Source organism: Roseibium polysiphoniae (assembly GCF_014842925.1).
Lineage (GTDB): Bacteria > Pseudomonadota > Alphaproteobacteria > Rhizobiales > Stappiaceae > Roseibium > Roseibium polysiphoniae.
This window is the reverse complement of sequence record NZ_JACYXJ010000005.1, coordinates 199,414-216,994: the sequence shown is the minus strand read 5'-3', so window position 1 is coordinate 216,994 and position 17,581 is coordinate 199,414. Positions and strand designations below refer to the sequence as shown.

Below are 17,581 nucleotides of genomic sequence, written 5' to 3'. Positions count from 1 at the left end.
ATGGCGAAAAGTTCCAGCCTTCTGTACCTCGATGGTGTCTCTGTCTCCTTTGACGGGTTCAAGGCCCTCAACGAATTGTCCCTGGTGATTGCACCAGGTGAGATGCGCGCCATCATCGGCCCCAATGGCGCAGGCAAGACAACCATGATGGATGTCATCACGGGCAAGACCCGGCCGGACAGCGGCGAAGTCTTCTTCGACGGCACCGTGGACCTGACGGATGAAGATGAAGCGTCTATCGCTGAATTGGGCATCGGCCGGAAGTTTCAAAAACCGACCGTCTTCGAGAGCCATACCATTTGGGACAATCTGGAATTGGCGTTGAAAGCACCACGCGGTCCCTTTGCAACGCTGTTTCATGTGATTGCGGGTGCTGAAAAGGCTCGAATCGAGGAGTTGCTCGAGTTGATCCGTCTTGGCGACAAGCGGGATGAGCTGGCGGCGAATCTGTCTCATGGTCAGAAGCAGTGGCTCGAAATCGGCATGCTGCTTGCCCAGGATCCAAAGCTCCTGCTGGTCGATGAGCCAGCGGCGGGGATGACCGATGCAGAGACGGCGGAAACGGCCGAGCTTCTGAAGGATATTGCCAAATCGCATTCTGTCGTGGTCGTCGAGCACGACATGACCTTCATCCGGGCGCTCGGCGTCAAAGTCACCTGTCTTGCGGAGGGCTCCGTTCTGGCCGAAGGGTCGCTTGATCATGTCTCGGCTGACGAACGGGTCGTTGAAGTCTATTTGGGGCGCTAGGAAACATCATGTTGAGCGTTGAAAACATTGATCTTCACTATGGCGCGGCGCAGGCGTTGAAGAATGTCTCGCTGACCGCGGAAGTGGGCAAGGTGACCTGTGTCATGGGCCGAAACGGCGTCGGCAAGACCTCGACCCTGCGCGCTGTGGTCGGGCAACATCCGGTCAGCGCAGGCAAGATCTTCTGGAATGGCGAGGACGTGTCCAAGCTCGCCGCCCATGCCAGGGCCAAGCGCGGCATCGCGGTGGTTCCCCAGGGCCGTGAAATCTTCTCCCTGCTGTCGGTCAAGGAAAACCTCGAAACAGGTTATGCCTGCGTGCCACGCAAGGACAGGACGATTCCGGAGACAATTTTCGAACTTTTTCCCGTTCTCAAGTCCATGCTGTCGCGTCGGGGAGGCGATCTCTCGGGTGGGCAGCAGCAGCAGCTGGCAATCGCCCGTGCGCTCGTGACCCGCCCCAAGCTGCTGGTTCTTGATGAGCCGACCGAGGGCATTCAGCCGTCAATTATCAAGGATATCGGCCGTGCGATTGAATGGCTGCGCGACCAAGGCGACATGGCGATTGTTCTGGTCGAGCAGTATTTCGAATTTGCCCGCGATCTTGCAGATGATTTCGCTGTTATGGATCGCGGCGAAGTGGTCATGGCCGGAACACGCGCCGAACTGGATGAAACAGAAGTGCGCAGGCATCTGACGGTCTGATTCCGCAAAGACAGTTTGACAGTCATGCTCCCGCCACGCTTTCTCCTAAACTGGGAAAGCGATTCGAGACGGGGAGCATCGTATGCGACGGCTATTGATCGGGCTTGGAGGCCTGTTCTTCCTACTGGCAACGATTGTGCTGGTGGTGCCATTTCTGCTGCCCAAGGACACCATCAAGCAGCAGGTCATTGCGGAAGTCGAAAAGGCCGTGGGTTGGCGTTTGAGGCTTGATGGCCCCGTAAGCCTTTCCCTTTTGCCTGGGTTTTCGCTTATTGCCGAGAACATTGGTCTTTCCGGTGAAGCTGGAGCTGATGGCATCGAGTTCGCCAAGGCGGGGAAAATCGAATTCGGCCTGGGCTGGGGCGGGCTCTTCGGCGGTGAAATTCAAGTTACCGGCATCACGCTGGTCGAGCCTGATATCTTTCTCGAAATCGGCGCTTCAGGCCTCACTAGTTGGGCGCCCCGCCGCGAATTGACACCGGCGGAAGAGGCTGCCGAAATACTTTCGGGTGAATTGAGCGCGCCGAGTACGCCGCAGGTGCAGGAGGCTGTAGAGGAAACGGACTTGGCGGGCTCGTCCGACGCGGATTTTCTCAAGCGGATCGGGATAGATCGGCTCGATATCGAGAATGGCACGGTGCTCTATCACGATCGTAGCACCGACCAGCGGCATGAAGTTTCTGATCTGAACCTGACGCTGATGGCACCTGATCTCGAGGGTGAGGTTTCGCTCGACAGCACGTTCGTCTGGCAGGAAAAGCCGATGGGGCTCAAGGGCACATTGGAAAATCCTCTCGGATTTGTTGCCGGTACGCGAATTCCGATGGATCTGATGTTGACGGTTGATGAGAGCAGCCTTGGTGTTGCCGGTGAGGCCGGAATGGATCCGATTTGGACCGATGTCGCCATCACGGGTCAGGGGCCATCCCTACAGCGTTTTGCCGCTCTCCTGGGAACAACGCTTGCCAATGATCCGGGCGCATTTTCGGTCTTTGCCAAGGTCACGGGCGATGAAACTGCCCTGTCTCTCGCTGATCTGACAGCAAGCGTCGGCAGTCTCGGGCTTGACGGCAATGTTGAGGCGAACCTCGGCGGCGATGTTCCGCAGGTTGCTGGCCGGGTCATCCTGCGTGAAAGCAACCTTGAGGATCTGCTCACACTTGCCGGGCAGTCGTTGCCGGCGAAGGGACAGCTTGCTGGCGATGTTACCTTTGAAGCCTCAGGGGATACGGGTGAGGCGATCCTTGCGACGCTTAATGTCAGGGGCTCTGCCCGGGTGACGGGCGGCGAAGTGTCCGGTCTGGGCTTGGCTGATGCCGTCGGAGGTGATGTTTCTGCTGACGTTATCAAGGATATCGCGCTTGAGCTGGATCTGAACGGTCTGGATGAGAAAGCCAACCTGCGCGGCGGGCTTTCCTGGCGTGGAGAGGCCTTCACGGTGACGGGCAGTGCAACCCCGGCACCCTTGCTCGATGGGCGATCTGCGCCGGTAGCGGTCAAGGTGAAGGGCGCGAAGCTGAGTGCAGGCTATGAAGGCAGTGCCTCGGGTGCGGGAGGCCTGGAAGGCGCGGTTTCCGTCGAGACGGCGAGCCTGCGCGACCTGATGGCCTGGATGGGTCAGCCGGTCGAGGCTGGCAATGGTCTCCAGGGCTTCAAGGCATCTGGGGTCTTCGCGGTTGCGGGCGATACCATTCGCTTTGATGAAACGCGATTTACACTGGATGAGACATCCGGATCGGCCAGCGGCCGGATCAAGCTGGCAGATCGTCCGGATGTGGTTGCAAAGCTCGCACTGAATGCGCTGGTGCTCGATCCCTATCTGGAATCTGCGCCCGGGAGATCCGGCGGGTCTGGGAGCACGACCTCGTCCGGATCCGGGACCAGCGCAGCGACGAGCAATGGCCCGAGCGGGTCTGGATCAGCCTGGAGCGATGCCCCGATCGACTTCTCGGGCCTGAAGGCGGCGGATGTCGACTTTGCGATCACGACCAAGGAAATTCGCTGGGACAAGATCAAGATTGATGAGAGCGCGCTGGACGCGACGATCAAGAACGGTGTGCTCGACGCGAACCTGAAGACCTTGCGCCTCTATGGGGGCAGCGGCAGCGGAACCGTACGTGTGAATGGAGCTGCAGAGGTCCCTCAGATCAGCGCCCAATTTGCGCTAAGCGATTTGGATGGCTATCCGGTTCTCCGTGACGCAGCCGATTTCGAATGGCTCGAGGGCAAGGCAAATATTGCGCTGAATGCAACGACCGCAGGCCGGTCAGAAAAAGCGATGGTGGAAGGCCTCAACGGGACTGCATCTTACAGCTTTGCGGATGGTGCGATCCGCGGCGTCAATATTCCAAAGCTTGTAAGGGGTCTCTCGGTCGAGACGCTTCTGGGCTGGCAGTCCTCCTCGGCGGAGAAGACCGACTTCAGCTCGCTGTCAGCTTCTTTCGACGTCAACAATGGTATCGCGACGACCAGCGACATTTCCCTCGTTGGCCCGCTTGTGCGCATGAGCGGTCAGGGCACCACAAACCTGCCGGCGAAGACGCTGGATTGGCGTGTTGAGCCGAAGATCGTGCCGACCCTGGAAGGGCAAGCTCCGACGCCGCGCAAGAAGGGCGCCGAAAAGCAGATGGCGGGACTGGCGGTGCCAATCGTCGTGAAGGGCCCTTGGGCAAATCCTCAGATCTATCCGGATATCCAGGGCATTTTGGAGGACCCGGAAGCGGCCTACAAACAGCTGGAATCCATGGGCGGAGAGCTGTCGAAAATCCTGAAGGGTGGGAAACCGGATGAGGCGTTGGTCGATGCCGCAAATGAGGCGATCAGCCGTGCAACTGGCGGCAAGACCCAGATCGACGTCCAGAAGGTGATCGAGGGCGATGTCGATGATCAGGAAATTCTGAAAGCCGTTGAAGACGGGTTCGGACTGCCCTCCGGTCTGCTCGGTTCCTTCGGACGGAAGAAGAAAGAATAGCGTGTCCGTTCAGATGGCTGGCGATGGTTCCGCCGCCACGGCTCAGTAGGACGGGGCGCCGTAGTCATTGCTGCCCATGGTGCCGCCCTTGAGAGACCAGTACAGCAGCAGCAATGCACCGATCAGGGGCACAAAGACGACGAAGAGCCAGAAGCCGGATTTGTCGATGTCGTGCAAGCGGCGCACCGAGACAGTCAGGCTGGGCAGGAAAAGCAGCAGATTGGCCACGGTAGAGGCCGGCGTATTGCCGGTACTTGTCGTGACGGACTGGCCAAATGCAGGGGCGACCAGAAAGGCATCCACCAGATACATGGTCCCGCCGATCAGGAACATGAACAGCATCCACCACCAATATTCGGCGCGGTTGGCTCTGCCTGAAAATGTGAAGTATTTGGCGAGTACCGTGTCAGCAGCTTGAAGCATGTCCCTTCCCCCGAAGATCTCTGTTTACCCAGAGGGACTATGGCAGAAATGCCTCAAATTCCGATTAAAAGACTAGGTTTCCGGAACCTTACTGTCAGAATTCAAGTTGCTTGAATATTTCGGCGACGCCGTCTTCGACAGTTCCAGTGTTTTCAATCCGGATGACATGCTCCGTTTCGCCAATCTCAAGATCAGCAAGTTTCAGACGCTTCTCGATGGCTTCGCGGCTTTCACGGCCCCGGCTCGCCAGCCGTTCTGCAAGCACTTCGATTGGTGCGGTGATCAGAAGAACCGCGACGTTTTGATATTTGGCAAAAGCACTAGGCAGGGCGCGGCGCGAGCCATTGGCGATTACCGTCCTGCCAGCCCGGATGGCATCGTCGTAGCGAACTGGGATGACGTAGCCAAGGTCATGCGCTGACCAGGCAAGGGCCACATTGCCGGTCTCTACCAGATGATCGAATTCCTTCTGGCTGAGGGTGTCATGGTCTTCGCTGCCCGCATCCGCCTCTCGAGTGATCGCGCGGCGGGCAAATTGCACATCGGCCCGTTCCTTGAGCCGTGCGCGGAGGCCGTCCAGCAGCGTGTCCTTGCCGGCTCCGCTGGGGCCGACGACAAGGACGAGGCGGCCGGGGCCGACCTTTTCTGCGTTGCTTTGTTGTGGTGCCTCAGGCAACGCGGCGGCCTTCGCGCCAGACGCCACGGACAATCGGCACATTGCCGACCATGCGGACCTGAACCAGATCCGCACGTCGTCCAACTTCGAGGGAGCCTCTATCCGTCAGACCTATTGTGTCGGCGGGCGTGGAGGTAACCATTGCGACGGCCTTCGGCAAGCTGATTGCCTCGACTTCGTCAGCAAGCTGGAAAGCAGCCTGGATCAGGGACACCGGCACATAGTCCGACGACAGCACATCAAGGCAGCCGGCCTCGGCGAGTTTACGTGCCGAGACATTGCCCGAGTGAGAGCCGCCGCGCACCACATTCGGGGCGCCCATTAGCACGGCCATGTTGGCGTCGTGAGAGGCACGGGCAGCCTCGACGGTGGTCGGAAATTCCGCGATGCGCGTGCCCAGATCGATGGCTTCGCCAACATGGTCAAGCGAGGCGTCGTCGTGGCTGGCGATGGCGATGCCGCGACCATGGGCGTCGGCCGCGATCTTTTTGCGGTTGTCCGGTGCAATGTTGCCCGCGCGCTCTTGGCGCGCCTTGATAAAGGCGTTCATCTGCTCGTCTGTAAAACCCTTTTTGCCCTGGTAGTAGACCTTGTAGGCATCGAGTGAAACGAACTGCCGTTGACCTGGAGTGTGGTCCATCAGGGAGATCAGGCGAATTTTATCGTCGCCCTCGAAAACTGAGTAGGCATCCAGGACGTCAGGCGCCGAGACTTCGCAGCGCAAGTGGATGAAGTGATCAGCCCGCAGCCGATTCTCTGCCTGTCCTGTCTCAATGGCATCTGCTAGTTGGCGCATATCGCCGGCCCGCAGGTCGGCATCTTCGTCCATACCGACGCGAAGGGCGTCGAAAACTGTCGTGATGCCGGCGCAAGCGATCTGCGCGTCATGGGCCTGAACTGCTGAGACCGGGTTCCAGCGCACCTTTGGTCGTGGTGCGTAGTGAACTTCCAGATGATCGGTGTGAAGTTCGACGAGGCCTGGGATCAGGTAATCGCCTTCGAGATCTTGACCCGCGGCTGTGCTCGCGGCCGAAATGTCAGCGATCTTGCCATCTTCGACCTGGAGTGCGCCGTCCATAACGCTGTCTGGCAGGACGAGACGGGCGTTCTTGAAGGTGCCTGGAGTGGCGCTCATTTTGAACCTCGGCATTTGGAAAGAGACTGATCCGGCGTTTGCGTGCCGGTCAGCGGGAAGATGGTGTGAACCTGAAAGGGGGCGCCGCGCTCGGCTTCGCAGTAGAGGCCGAGGCTTTCGACTTGCCGGAAGCGGCCGGTCAGGTCTTGAAAGTGCGCTCTGGCAGCCGCTTCAAGTGTTGTCGCTTCCCCCTCGTCCTCAAGCTTGTTGCTCAAGGTCATGTGAAAACGGAAGTCCTCAAAGATATAGGGATAACCCCATTCAACGAGGTTGCGGTCCTGATCCGGCGTGAGTCTGCTCTTGCGGCGGCGCTCGAGGTCGCTTTCGGACAGCGGCCTGCGGAATGGTTCGAACCGGCGTACACAGGTCGCAGCGAAGGCTGACAAGTCCGGCTCGGGGACATCGGGCGTCAACGCCAGAAATTTTCCGAGGCGATTGACCGAAAGGCCCTGGAGCACAAATGGCGCTGACTCGGACGCAAAGGCAGTACAAGCTGCCACCAATTCATCGGCAGTTGTTCCGTCTCGAAGCGCGAAGGGTGCCTTTAACGTGCCGTGAAAACCATAGCGTCGGGGCTCTGTCGTGAGCGCCTCAAAACGGTCGCGGCTCAGGGTGTCGAGCGATGGCTGGCTTAATGCCTTGCCTGTGAAGGGATCGCGGCCGAGCCATAGATTGCCAAGCTGCATCAGCGGGTCATTGGCGGGAGCAGCGAAATAAAGTGCGTAGCGCATCGAAAGGCTCGAACAGCGGTTGATTGCGGAGAAGGCAGGATCGGCATCATCGACCTAAGTGGCTCTCATGTCGATCCTGTGACAGTGGTTCGTGAATTTGTCTTTATGCAGCGATCTTGAATTTGGTGACGTCGATGATCCTGTCGGCGATGCGATCGCGAACATCCTGGTCATGCAGAATGCCGAGCATGGCAACGCCCGCAGCTTTCTTTTCATCGACCAGCTCCACCACCACCGACCGGTTTACCGCATCCAGCGACGCGGTGGGCTCGTCCAGAAGCAGGATCGGATAGTGGGCAATGAAGCCGCGCGCGATGTTCACACGCTGCTGCTCACCGCCGGAGAAAGTCGCTGGCGGCAGGTTCCAAAGCCTTTCGGGCACATTGAGCCGGTTCAGGAGATCTCTGGCCTTTGCGAGTGCAGCCTCTTCGCTGGTCCCCTGAGCGATCAGCGGTTCAGCAACCACCTCCGTGGCCGATACTCTGGGGATGACCCTGAGGAACTGACTGACATAGCCGATCGTGTCCTGGCGCAAAGAGAGGATCTGTCGGGGTGCGGCGTCTGCGATGTTGACGATTTCGTCGTTGCAAGTGATCAGGATCTGACCTTCGTCACAGCGATAGTTGCCGAAGATCATCTTGAGAATCGAACTCTTGCCGGCACCTGAAGGCCCTCCGAGGACGACACATTCTCCAGCTTCAACGGCAAAATCGACATTGGACACGACCGGGATCGAGGTGCCGCCCTGCAGATGCATGGTGAAGGTCTTGCCGACGGTGTTCAGATAAAGACGGACTGGCATGACTGACCTCAGACCTGGAGAATGGAAGAGACGAGAAGCTGGGTATACGGCTCGCGCGGGTCATCGAGCACTTGATCGGTCAGACCAGTCTCGATGACTTCCCCATGGCGCATGACCATGATGCGGTGGGACAGGAGCCGGGCTACGGCCAGATCGTGGGTGACGATGATGACAGACAGGCCAAGTTCGCTGACCAGCCGCCGCAGCATGTCGAGCAGACGTGCCTGAACGGATACGTCGAGGCCGCCGGTCGGTTCGTCCATGAACACGAGCCGTGGGTGTGTCACCAGATTGCGGGCAATCTGAAGCCGTTGGCGCATGCCGCCGGAAAAGGCGCGCGGATCGTCATCAATGCGGTCGACGGTGATTTCCACCCGGTCGAGCCAGTCCGTGGCGGTTTCGCGGATTTTTCCGTAGTGGCGTTGGCCGACGGCCATTAACCGTTCGCCGACATTGGCGCCGGCAGATACGGTCATGCGCAGTCCGTCGGCAGCGTTTTGATGGACGAAGCCCCAATCGGTGCGCATGAGCAGGCGCCGTTCGGCTTCGCTCAACTCATAGAGGTTGCGCATGGAGCCGTCGCGCATGCGGTATTCGATAGCGCCTGCGGTTGGTGCAAGCCGGGTCGACAGGCAGTTGAGGAGGGTCGTTTTGCCGGATCCACTTTCGCCAACAATGGCAAGCACTTCACCGGGCCAGAGCTGGAAGTCCACGTCGTGGCAGCCGATGCGATCGCCATAGTAGCGCGTGACGCCATGAACCTGCAGCAGCGGCTCCTGATTGTTCTGGTCGCTCATTGGCCCTTCTCCTGGGTTCCACCGGACAGCAGAGTGGCGGCGGGGTCGGCGGCCATGGGGCCGAGGTGTCCGTTAGCGCGCCTTTCCTCGCAATGGTCACTGTCGGAACAGACGAACATGCGCCCGCCCTTGTCGTCCAGAATGACCTCGTCGAGATAGACGCCCTCGGCGTTGCAAAGGCCGCAGGGCTTGTCGAAGGATTGGACCTCAAACGGATAGTCATCGAAATCGAGGCTCTTGACCTTGGTGTAAGGCGGAATGGCATAGATCCGCTTTTCCCGGCCTGCGCCGTAGAGCTGGAGGGCTTCCATGTTGTCGATCTTCGGATTGTCGAATTTCGGCGTTGGCGAAGGATCCATCACATAGCGGCCGTTGACCTCGACCGGATACGCATAGGTCGTTGCAATATGGCCGTTCTTGGCGATGTCCTCGTACAGCTTTACGTGCATCAGGCCGTATTCTTCCAGCGCATGCATCTTGCGGGTTTCCGTCTCGCGCGGCTCGAGGAAGCGGAGCGGCTCCGGAATAGGCACCTGGAACACGAGGATCTGGTTGGAGTTCAGAGCCATCTCCGGAATCCGGTGCCTGGTCTGAATGATGCTGGCGTCCTCGGTGCTGGTGGTGGTGGCGACGCCGGCGGTCTTTTCGAAGAAACCCCGGATGGCGACAGCGTTGGTGGTGTCATCCGAGCCCTGGTCGATGACCTTCAGCGTGTCGTCTGCCCCCAGAATTGCAGCGGTGACCTGAACGCCGCCGGTGCCCCAGCCGTAGGGCATCGGCATTTCACGGGAGGCGAAAGGCACCTGGTAGCCCGGAATGGCGATTCCTTTGAGGATCGCGCGCCGGATCATGCGCTTGGTCTGTTCATCGAGATAGGCGAAGTTGTAACTGCCCTCATCGGGCGCGATGGATTTGGATACTGGGAGTGTCATTCTGCGGCCTCCTTTCCCGTCTCGAGATCGGTTTGCGCGTATGGATCCTGCTGATCGCGGGCGGCGAACCATTCCGCACGCATCCGGCGTACGAGATCGAGTTCCGCCTGGAAATCCACGTAATGCGGCAGTTTCAGATGTTCGACAAAGCCCGTGGCCTGGATGTTGTCGGAGTGGGACAGCACGAATTCCGTGTCCTGCACGGGGGCGGTCTGTTCCTCGCCGAGTTCTTCCCACCTGAGGGCGCGGTCGACCATGGACATGGCCATGGCCTTTCGCTCGACCTGACCGAATACGAGACCGTAACCACGTGTGAATTTCGGCGGTGATTTGGCTGAGCCCGAGAACTGGTTCACCATCTGGCACTCCGTCACCTTGATGGCGCCGAGTTTGACGTTGAAACCAAGCTCTTCGGCGAAAAACTCCACTTCGACCTCGCCGTACCGGATTTCACCGGTGAAAGGGTGGGTGCGGGCATATCCGCGTTGGGAGGAGTAGGCCAATGACAACAGGAAGCCTTCGTCGCCACGTGCCAGATTCTGAAGGCGCAGATCTCGATCAGCCGGGAACGACAGCGGTTCGCGCGTCAGATCCCCAACGGCATCGCTGGCTTCGGGAAGCGGGTCTGCCTCCATCAGGCCTTCGTCGCTCAGCAGATCCGTTACGCGCGGCATGCCCTCATTCAAAGGCGTTTCGCTTTCGACTGCATCAAGTGCACCTTCATTCTCGGCGGCCATGGCGAAATCGAGCAGACGGTGGCTGTAGTCGAAGGTCGGCCCAAGCAGCTGACCGCCCGGAAGATCCTTGTAAGTGGCTGAAATGCGTCGCTCGATCAGCATCTTGGCGGTGTCGAGGGTTTCCGAGTAGCCGAAACGGGGCAAGGTTGTGCGATAGGCCCTGATGAGAAAGGCGGCCTCGATGAGGTCGCCACGGGCCTGTTTGATCGCCAGCGCTGCAAGGCCCTCATCATAAAGAGAGCCCTCGCACATCACGCGCGCGACAGAGAGCGCCAGCTGTTCGGCGATCTGATCCACTGTCAGCGATGGAACCGACGTGTCCCCCCGGCGGCGTTTAGCCAGAAGCTTATGGGCATTGCGGATCGCCTTCTCACCGCCCTTGACTGCAACATACATGGCTCAGGCCTCCGGCCGGGTGAGTTGAGTGGAGCGCGGCAAAGCCGCGATTTGTGCCTCGCCGGTGAAAATCACGTCCACGCCGCGCGGGAACTGTGCGTTGTTGGCCTGAACCTGATCCCAGAAGGTCGTCGGTACGGGGCTGGTGCTGAAGCGGGCGACATCCTTGATGCCGGGTCCCTTGAGCTTGAGAGAAGCGCCTTTGCCGAACGTCTGGTTCATGAGAACCAGGGTTGCGGACTGGTCTGGATAGTCAGGCGTTCCCTGCGGGAAATTGCCGAGGCCCGTCAGTCGCTCCGGTTCGCTGACCAGTGCGAAGGCGGCTTCGACCGGGACATCCACGATGGGCGCACCGGTGTGAAAACGCAGAAAGCTGACCGCGTCCGGTGATTTGGCCAGGGCCGGATCCAGCCAGACAGGGGTGTCGTAGTCGAGCAAGGTAAGCGCGACAGCAGCACCCATTGCCGTGAGCGGTGCGGGCAGGTCCGTCAGACCGGGTTCGAACGTTTGCAGTGTTCCGGGCCGTGCCATGGCCTGCATCACTTTTCGGAAGCAGTTTTGCGCATCGTGAACCGGATCGGCGAAACCTGCCGCCAGGCGTGCAGCGGAATTCGCCGCAGACGGGTTGATTGCTTCGGTGTTCATCAATCGTCTCCACGAACCATGGTGAAGAAGTCAACCTTTGTGGCCGCTGTTTCAGCCTTGATCTCTTCCTGCCTTTGGCGGCGGCTGTTTTCGAGTGGCGCAAGAATGTCGTCTTCGACCTTTTGCCGATGATCTGGATTCTGCCAGAGACCGTCCAGAATGGCCGCCTGAAGAGCATGCTGCTTGTGCCGGCCAAGAATGTAAGAGCTTCCGGTCTCGCCGCTTGCCAGGCGCACGACGCAGCGTGTTACGGTCACTTCGCCGAGGTTGAAGGCGCCGCCGGTGCCACCCATGCGGCCCCGGACCATGACGAGCCCTGTTTCCGGCCCGCGGACCAACTCGTGGGAGGGATGATCCGGGTAGCTTTCAAAAGCTTTTGCGAGTGCAGATGCCGGGGTTTCGGCGATCACTGCCATGATTTCCTGCCGGCGTGCGGTGGTCTGGTCAGCCGGGCTTAAGGGCGGTGAGGCCGTGGTTTCTTCGGACATGTCTTTCGACCTTTTTCGTGGCGATCTAACGAAGAGGCTTGAGTCATACAACAGATTGTCTATTTGTATAGACGAATTTTTGAATTGACACTTTGCTATCCGGGTTTGATGACGAGGACATGACGAAGCAGATGAAAATCGACCGCGGCGCCGGGATCGCCATTTGGCGCCAGATCGCCGAATGGCTGAAAGCTGAAATCGGCTCAGGAACGTTTGTGACCGGTTCCAAGCTTCCGACGGAGGCGGATATCGCCGCGCGGTTTGACGTCAATCGCCATACGGTGCGCAGGGCGATTGCTGTCTTGGTCAATGAGGGAATTCTGCGCGCCGACCAGGGCCGGGGAACCTTTGTCGCGGCAGCGCCGATGAATTATCCGATTGGCAGCCGCACACGGTTCTCGGAGATCGTTTCGGGCCAACATAAAACGCCCAGCGGACGGATGATCGGATCTGCCCTTGAAGAGGCGGATGCTCTGCTGGCGGCGGAACTCAAACTGCCACTTGGCGTGCAGCTGATACGGCTCGAAACGCTGCGGGTGGTCGACGGAACACCGGTTCTGGTCGCAACAAGCTGGTTCGAACAGGCAAGGTTTCCAGCGCTCGTGGCCGCTTATGCGGAAACGGGCTCATTCACCAAGGCGCTCAAGCAATGCGGTCTTGATGACTACAGACGTCTTGAGACCCGCGTCAGTGCCGAGCTGATCGACCCGCAGGACGCGGCGTTCCTGCAAATTCCCGAGGGGCAGCCCATTCTGATCGTCGAGAGCACGAACGTGGATGATGCTGGCCAGCCGACGCAATACACGCGCACCCGTATGGCGGCGGATCGAATCCAGCTCGTGATCGAGAGCTAACTTTCCGGCGATCCGAGCTGGCCGTTAGCGCCAGAACTTCGGTGCGCCTTTCGTTTCCGTCCAGTAGTCCTTGGCGTGACGCCACATTTGCGTCGCCTGGGCTTCATGCCAGCCAATTGCAAAGCCCATCGCAAGGGACGTATCAGATGCGCTGGCACCCTTTGCGCTGGGAAGATCAAGCAGTTTTTCCGCCATTGCGACGTCGTTCAGATAGCCAAAGATATCTTGAAGCTTTTTCATGCGCTTCAGGAATGGTTTGACCTCGGCCTTCGGGTAGAGCGAACCGAAGAACTCGATCCCATATCGCAGCTTCTTGAGTGCCTTGCGCATCTCATGGCGCTCGGGAACCGACATTTCTTCGATGCCTGAACCGTGTTTGGCAACCTTGCGCCATTGCTTGTTCTGGGCCTCGCGGGCGAAGGCCGAAATGGGCGCTGCAAGCAGCGTTGTCTGGTCGAAATTTTCTGCATCCAGCCATCCGCGCCCCTCCGTATAGGCAGCGAGAGAGAAGAGGAACGCGTTGATTTCGGTCGACTGCAGATAGTCGATTAGCTCGTTTCGGCAATTGACGCGGGTTTTCGTCAGATGTTTCAGCAATGGATCCAAGGACAGGTTCTGCGGCGCATGATCTGAAAGGGGGGCGACGATTTCGCTCGCAAGCACATCAAGATCGCGTAACTCACCGACTTTACCGGCCAATGTTCGCGCGCTTGCGTCAAGTGGTCGAAACGTCAGCGGATTGAGCACAGGTCGGAACAGCCTAAAGGCGCTGCGCAGGCGCCTCAAGCCGACGCGCAACTGATGGGGCCCCTCGGGATCGTCGCTGGTGAGCACTGCCATTCGGTTATGGGCGATTTGCTCGAGGCAAGATCTCAGAACGCTTCTGAACGCATGTTCGACGCTTTCGGAAGCCGTCAGCTCAACCTTTCTGGCAAGGCTTGGCGCATCTGCGCCAGAGCTCTCGCCACCGGCGAGGCGGAAGCCGCGTTCTGCCTTGCTATAGGGAGAAAAGTGGAAAGGGGTGTCTTCCAGAAGACCTTGAGCGGCGGCGTAGAGGTTGCCGCTTGCGCCTTCCAGCAACTCCAGCTCGACTTCGGCCAGGGGAGCGGAGCGCTCTCCGGCCTTGATATCTCCCACGTCAAAGGCAACTTCAATGCGGCTGCCGTCTTCGGCCGTCAGGACGCGAGTGGTGCGCTTGATGAGTGTCTCAAAAGTCTCAGCAAGTGCTGCGCCGTTTATGGTTTCAACGAGGTGGCGCAGGACTTGCGGATCTTCAATGACCGTCAGGTCGATTGCCCGACCATCCACGGGATGCTCTGCCTCAACGGCTGACGACATGCCGCCAATGACCCCTGTACCGATTTTGGCCGTTTGCACCCAGCTCTGGCCGACCTTGCGGACGCGGAGCGATATCCGGGCTCTTCTCAGGGCCTGATCAGCTGTATCGAAATAGATTGACTGGAGCGTTTTCGTCACCGCTCGGGAGGCTGTGAAACCTTTTGGCGCGGGAGATTTGCGCAAGGTTTCCTGCGCTTGCGGCGGCACTTCGAGCTTGAGCTCGATTTCTTTGGGCGAACTGCTCATGGACCGACACTAGCCAAGGGTCAGCGACCTGTCCAGAACACTTGCCTATGTTCCGGGCAGGTTGCGCGCCATCGTCCTGTTGCCAAGTCTTATGGTCTGGTCGGCAGCCCGAGGACCTTGAAGATCTTGTTTGCGCCGCGCGCCAGGATGTGAAGGTATGCTGGAACCGGGCGCTGGTTGAAGGCGATCTTGCGGATATAGCGGGGGACCACCCAGGTTGCCGATGTGCCCGCCGGAAAGAAAAGGCTGGTGCCGGGACGGCCAACGTAGACCTGACCTTCATCATCGGTAATGACGACCTCGCCCTCGAGAAACATGACGGTCTCATCCCAGGCATAGTGCCAGCGGAATTTTCCGGCCGTGCAAGACCAGTGATCGGTGGTTGCCCAGCCACGGCTCATGACCGAGAGATTGCGCACCTTTGCTTCCGGGTTGCCTTCGAGGATCCAGTCCGGATTGATCGGTGACGGCTGAAGCGTGTCTTTGGTCAAACGGGCGAGAGTGAAAACGCCCGTGTCATCTACGGGATCGGCAATGTCGGCGACTGAAGAGGCAGTTGCGTCAACCGCTTCGACGGGCTCGATGTCCGCCAGGTTTTTCCGTTCTTTCTCCGCGACAGCCATTTGTTCCCCCCGATAAGCGCTGTTGTCAGTCGGGGTTGCATATCTGAAATGGATCACTTTTGCGTTAAGCACCAAGTCCTGCGCGCAATTTTCGGCCTGCCAAAGCAATTTCGAAAATCGTCGTAATCAAAAGGTGAAGGGCTGCTGTGGGGAGTGGTGATACCGCAAGATGCGCCCTCGAGATGCCGGGCTGCGATCTGAAAGCTGGTGCCCCCCGCCGGAATCGAACCGGCACTTCCGAAGAAACGGGATTTTGAATCCCGCGCGTCTACCAATTCCGCCAGAGGGGCAGCGTCAAGGTCGCGCGATAATAGCCAGCGGCTGTCCGGCGTCAATGCCTTCCAGACGCTTTCCGCAAGCCTGTGTAAAGTTGCCTGGAAAACCATATTTCGTGCGGTGTTTCTCAGCTGTGTTTTGCGCGGGTGACATTGCGCAGGTGAAAGGCTATGGAGAACGGATGTTACGCCGTTTGTACGATTGGACCTTGTCCCTTGCCTCCGGACCCCGTGCGCCTGCAGCTCTGGGAACGGTGTCGTTTGTCGAAAGCTCGGTTTTTCCGATCCCGCCCGACATTCTTCTGATCCCCATGGTCATCGCCCGAAAGGAGAAGGCCTGGTTTCTGGCGCTTCTGTGCACGGTGACCTCGGTTCTGGGCGGGCTCGCCGGCTACATGATCGGGTCGTTCCTGTTCCAGCAGGTCGCCGAACCGATCCTCGGCTTTTACGGATATCTCGACAAGTTCGAGAGCTTCAGCGAGATTTTCAACGCCTGGGGCTGGTGGTTCGTCTTTATCGCCGGGCTGACGCCATTTCCTTACAAGGTCATCACCATCGCAAGCGGCGCCGCCGGGCTCAGTCTGCCGATCTTCCTGGTGGCGAGTATCGTGTCTCGCGGCATCCGGTTTTTCGTGGTCGCGGCTCTGCTCTATTTCTTCGGTCCACCCATCCGTGACTTTATCGAAAAGCGCCTCGGCCTCATGTTCACCCTGTTCGTGGTGCTTCTGGTCGGTGGTTTCGTATTGATCAAGGTGCTTTGAAGGCAGGGAGCTTCAGGAATGACCGACACTGCCAAATCGAAGGCCATCGCTCTTCTTCTTCTGGCCGCTGGCCTCGCGGTGATCTGCACGGCATGGGGCTTTCAGCTGATCGGCGGCTATGTTCCCTGCAAATTGTGCCTTGAGCAGCGGGTTCCCTATTATGCCGGACTGCCTCTGACGGTCTTTGGACTGCTCTTGATGAGCCGTAGCCGGCCCAGGCTTGCGGGCGGCGTGATGGTCGTTGTCGCTCTGGTTTTTGCCTATGGCGCGGGCCTTGGCATCTATCAGTCCGGCGCGGAGTGGGGCTTCTGGGCTGGGCCGTCTGATTGCGGCGGCGGCAGCGCCGGTCCTGCGGACGCTACCAACATGCTTTCAGCGCTCAAGTCCACGCGAGTGGTCAGCTGTACGGAGGCGAGCTGGCGCATGTTGGGGCTTTCGTTCGCGGGCTGGAATGCCGTTGCCTCTGCAGGCCTGACACTGCTGGCTGCGCTCTCGGCTGCCCTTTCGCTTCGCGGCGGGCGTCAGCCATGAGCGATCAGCGTTCCAAAGACGATGCGCGTCGTGACGAGGCCCTGCGATCCCTCGACCGTGTAGAGGCCGAGAGCGAGACGGTTGCCGGGTCGACGTTCGTGCGGATGGCCAAGCGTGCCCAGGATCATTTCGGCGCACATGATCTTGACGAAGACGACAAGGTTGAAGTCTGGGGAACGCGGATCGGGCGCGGAGCGGGGCTGATCTTTGCAGTCGGACTTTTAGTCTATCTGGCGATCACCTATCTTTAGCCATGAAATCTCGAGCCGCACCTTCGGCCACACAAGAAAACAGGAGCTGAGCGATGGGGTCGAGCCGTCCCGGGCGCAGAACCGAATGGGCAGATCGTTTCGCTCCTGATCTGGAGGTCTTCGAAGCCCTGGCAAGCGAAACTCTTGCCAACCTTCCGCACGAAATTCTGGCCCAATGCGGGCACATGCAGGTCAGTCTGGCGGACTATGCCGAGGATGCTGTGCTCAATGCCCTGGGGATTGAAGATCCGCATGATCTTCTGGGGCTTTTTGAGGGTGCAGGGCTGACGGAAGGCGCCGCGGAACTTGTAACAGGTCAGATGCCAAACCGGATCTGGCTGTTCCGCCGTCCTATACTGGACTATTGGGCGTCAAATCCTGAAACGCTCGGTGAGATCGTGTCCCATGTGCTGGTGCATGAGATCGGCCATCATTTCGGTCTGTCCGACGCGGACATGGACAGAATTGAAGCCGCAGCGGAGATTTGATCCGCTGCGGCTCCAAAAGACCTTTAAAGG

At 59.1% G+C, this 17,581-nt stretch carries 20 protein-coding genes and 1 tRNA gene; 8 read left to right on the top strand and 13 right to left on the bottom strand.

Annotated features, from left to right (window positions below; translation table 11 throughout):
- The 3 genes from urtD (at position 1) to IG617_RS14065 (ending at position 4,422) form a co-directional block, all read left to right on the top strand.
- Entirely contained in the window at positions 1-747 is a 747-nt protein-coding gene (gene urtD / locus IG617_RS14075) for an urea ABC transporter ATP-binding protein UrtD (RefSeq protein ID WP_192109879.1), read from the top strand.
- 8 nt (positions 748-755) lie between these two features.
- Positions 756-1,451: an urea ABC transporter ATP-binding subunit UrtE gene (gene urtE, locus IG617_RS14070; RefSeq protein WP_192109876.1), complete on the top strand. Its 696-nt coding sequence runs from the start codon at positions 756-758 to the stop codon at positions 1,449-1,451.
- 82 nt (positions 1,452-1,533) lie between these two features.
- Entirely contained in the window at positions 1,534-4,422 is a 2,889-nt protein-coding gene (locus tag IG617_RS14065) for an AsmA family protein (protein ID WP_192109874.1), read from the top strand.
- Positions 4,423-4,464: 42 nt separating this feature from the next.
- Here IG617_RS14065 and IG617_RS14060 read toward each other — a convergent pair whose 3' ends face one another.
- From IG617_RS14060 to phnG, 10 genes are all read right to left on the bottom strand, one after another.
- Positions 4,465-4,845, bottom strand: a complete 381-nt coding sequence (locus IG617_RS14060; RefSeq protein ID WP_192109871.1) for a DUF805 domain-containing protein — start codon at positions 4,843-4,845, stop codon at positions 4,465-4,467.
- 94 nt (positions 4,846-4,939) lie between these two features.
- A complete protein-coding gene (phnN, locus tag IG617_RS14055; RefSeq protein ID WP_254170559.1) occupies positions 4,940-5,521 on the bottom strand; it encodes a phosphonate metabolism protein/1,5-bisphosphokinase (PRPP-forming) PhnN in 582 nt (193 codons plus the stop codon).
- Positions 5,514-6,656, bottom strand: a complete 1,143-nt coding sequence (locus IG617_RS14050; protein ID WP_192109867.1) for an alpha-D-ribose 1-methylphosphonate 5-triphosphate diphosphatase — start codon at positions 6,654-6,656, stop codon at positions 5,514-5,516. The genes phnN and IG617_RS14050 overlap by 8 nt, the downstream gene beginning before the upstream one ends.
- Positions 6,653-7,387, bottom strand: coding sequence for a DUF1045 domain-containing protein (locus IG617_RS14045; protein WP_192109865.1), 735 nt, complete (start codon positions 7,385-7,387; stop codon positions 6,653-6,655). The genes IG617_RS14050 and IG617_RS14045 overlap by 4 nt, the downstream gene beginning before the upstream one ends.
- 103 nt (positions 7,388-7,490) lie before the next feature.
- Positions 7,491-8,189, bottom strand: coding sequence for a phosphonate C-P lyase system protein PhnL (gene phnL, locus IG617_RS14040; protein ID WP_192109863.1), 699 nt, complete (start codon positions 8,187-8,189; stop codon positions 7,491-7,493).
- Between the two features lie 8 nt (positions 8,190-8,197).
- Complete coding sequence (gene phnK, locus IG617_RS14035; protein WP_192109861.1) at positions 8,198-8,986, bottom strand: phosphonate C-P lyase system protein PhnK; 789 nt, start codon at positions 8,984-8,986, stop codon at positions 8,198-8,200.
- A complete protein-coding gene (locus IG617_RS14030; RefSeq protein WP_192109859.1) occupies positions 8,983-9,918 on the bottom strand; it encodes an alpha-D-ribose 1-methylphosphonate 5-phosphate C-P-lyase PhnJ in 936 nt (311 codons plus the stop codon). The genes phnK and IG617_RS14030 overlap by 4 nt, the downstream gene beginning before the upstream one ends.
- Entirely contained in the window at positions 9,915-11,051 is a 1,137-nt protein-coding gene (locus IG617_RS14025; protein ID WP_192109857.1) for a carbon-phosphorus lyase complex subunit, read from the bottom strand. Before IG617_RS14025 ends, IG617_RS14030 begins: the two co-directional genes overlap by 4 nt.
- Before the next feature lie 3 nt (positions 11,052-11,054).
- Positions 11,055-11,696: a phosphonate C-P lyase system protein PhnH gene (phnH, locus tag IG617_RS14020; protein ID WP_192109856.1), complete on the bottom strand. Its 642-nt coding sequence runs from the start codon at positions 11,694-11,696 to the stop codon at positions 11,055-11,057.
- Positions 11,696-12,184 carry a phosphonate C-P lyase system protein PhnG gene (phnG, locus tag IG617_RS14015; RefSeq protein WP_192109855.1) on the bottom strand — a complete coding sequence of 163 codons (489 nt, stop codon included), beginning with the start codon at positions 12,182-12,184 and terminating at the stop codon, positions 11,696-11,698. The genes phnH and phnG overlap by 1 nt, the downstream gene beginning before the upstream one ends.
- Before the next feature lie 119 nt (positions 12,185-12,303).
- Here phnG and phnF point away from each other — a divergent pair, with 119 nt between their 5' ends.
- Positions 12,304-13,038, top strand: coding sequence for a phosphonate metabolism transcriptional regulator PhnF (phnF, locus tag IG617_RS14010; RefSeq protein WP_192109854.1), 735 nt, complete (start codon positions 12,304-12,306; stop codon positions 13,036-13,038).
- A gap of 24 nt (positions 13,039-13,062) precedes the next feature.
- Here the strand turns inward: phnF and IG617_RS14005 are convergent, their stop codons facing one another.
- The 3 genes from IG617_RS14005 to IG617_RS13995 form a co-directional block, all read right to left on the bottom strand.
- The gene (locus IG617_RS14005; protein WP_192109853.1) at positions 13,063-14,622 is read right to left on the bottom strand and encodes a CYTH and CHAD domain-containing protein; all 1,560 of its coding nucleotides are present in this window, start codon (positions 14,620-14,622) and stop codon (positions 13,063-13,065) included.
- Positions 14,623-14,711: 89 nt separating this feature from the next.
- Positions 14,712-15,245 (bottom strand): cupin domain-containing protein, encoded by a 534-nt coding sequence (locus IG617_RS14000; RefSeq protein ID WP_192109852.1) that lies wholly within the window; start codon positions 15,243-15,245, stop codon positions 14,712-14,714.
- Positions 15,246-15,450: 205 nt separating this feature from the next.
- Positions 15,451-15,535: transfer RNA gene (locus IG617_RS13995), tRNA-Leu, on the bottom strand.
- Between the two features lie 167 nt (positions 15,536-15,702).
- Here IG617_RS13995 and IG617_RS13990 point away from each other — a divergent pair.
- From IG617_RS13990 to IG617_RS13975, 4 genes are read left to right on the top strand one after another with little or no spacing between them, the layout of a single operon-like run.
- Positions 15,703-16,281 carry a YqaA family protein gene (locus IG617_RS13990; protein WP_192109851.1) on the top strand — a complete coding sequence of 193 codons (579 nt, stop codon included), beginning with the start codon at positions 15,703-15,705 and terminating at the stop codon, positions 16,279-16,281.
- An 18-nt stretch (positions 16,282-16,299) separates the two neighbouring features.
- The gene (locus IG617_RS13985; protein WP_192109850.1) at positions 16,300-16,812 is read left to right on the top strand and encodes a disulfide bond formation protein B; all 513 of its coding nucleotides are present in this window, start codon (positions 16,300-16,302) and stop codon (positions 16,810-16,812) included.
- Complete coding sequence (locus IG617_RS13980) at positions 16,809-17,063, top strand: hypothetical protein (protein WP_192109849.1); 255 nt, start codon at positions 16,809-16,811, stop codon at positions 17,061-17,063. Before IG617_RS13985 ends, IG617_RS13980 begins: the two co-directional genes overlap by 4 nt.
- Positions 17,064-17,116: 53 nt before the next feature.
- On the top strand, positions 17,117-17,551 hold the full coding sequence (locus IG617_RS13975) for a metallopeptidase family protein (protein WP_192109848.1): 435 nt from the start codon (positions 17,117-17,119) through the stop codon (positions 17,549-17,551).
- Positions 17,552-17,581 lie beyond the last annotated feature (30 nt).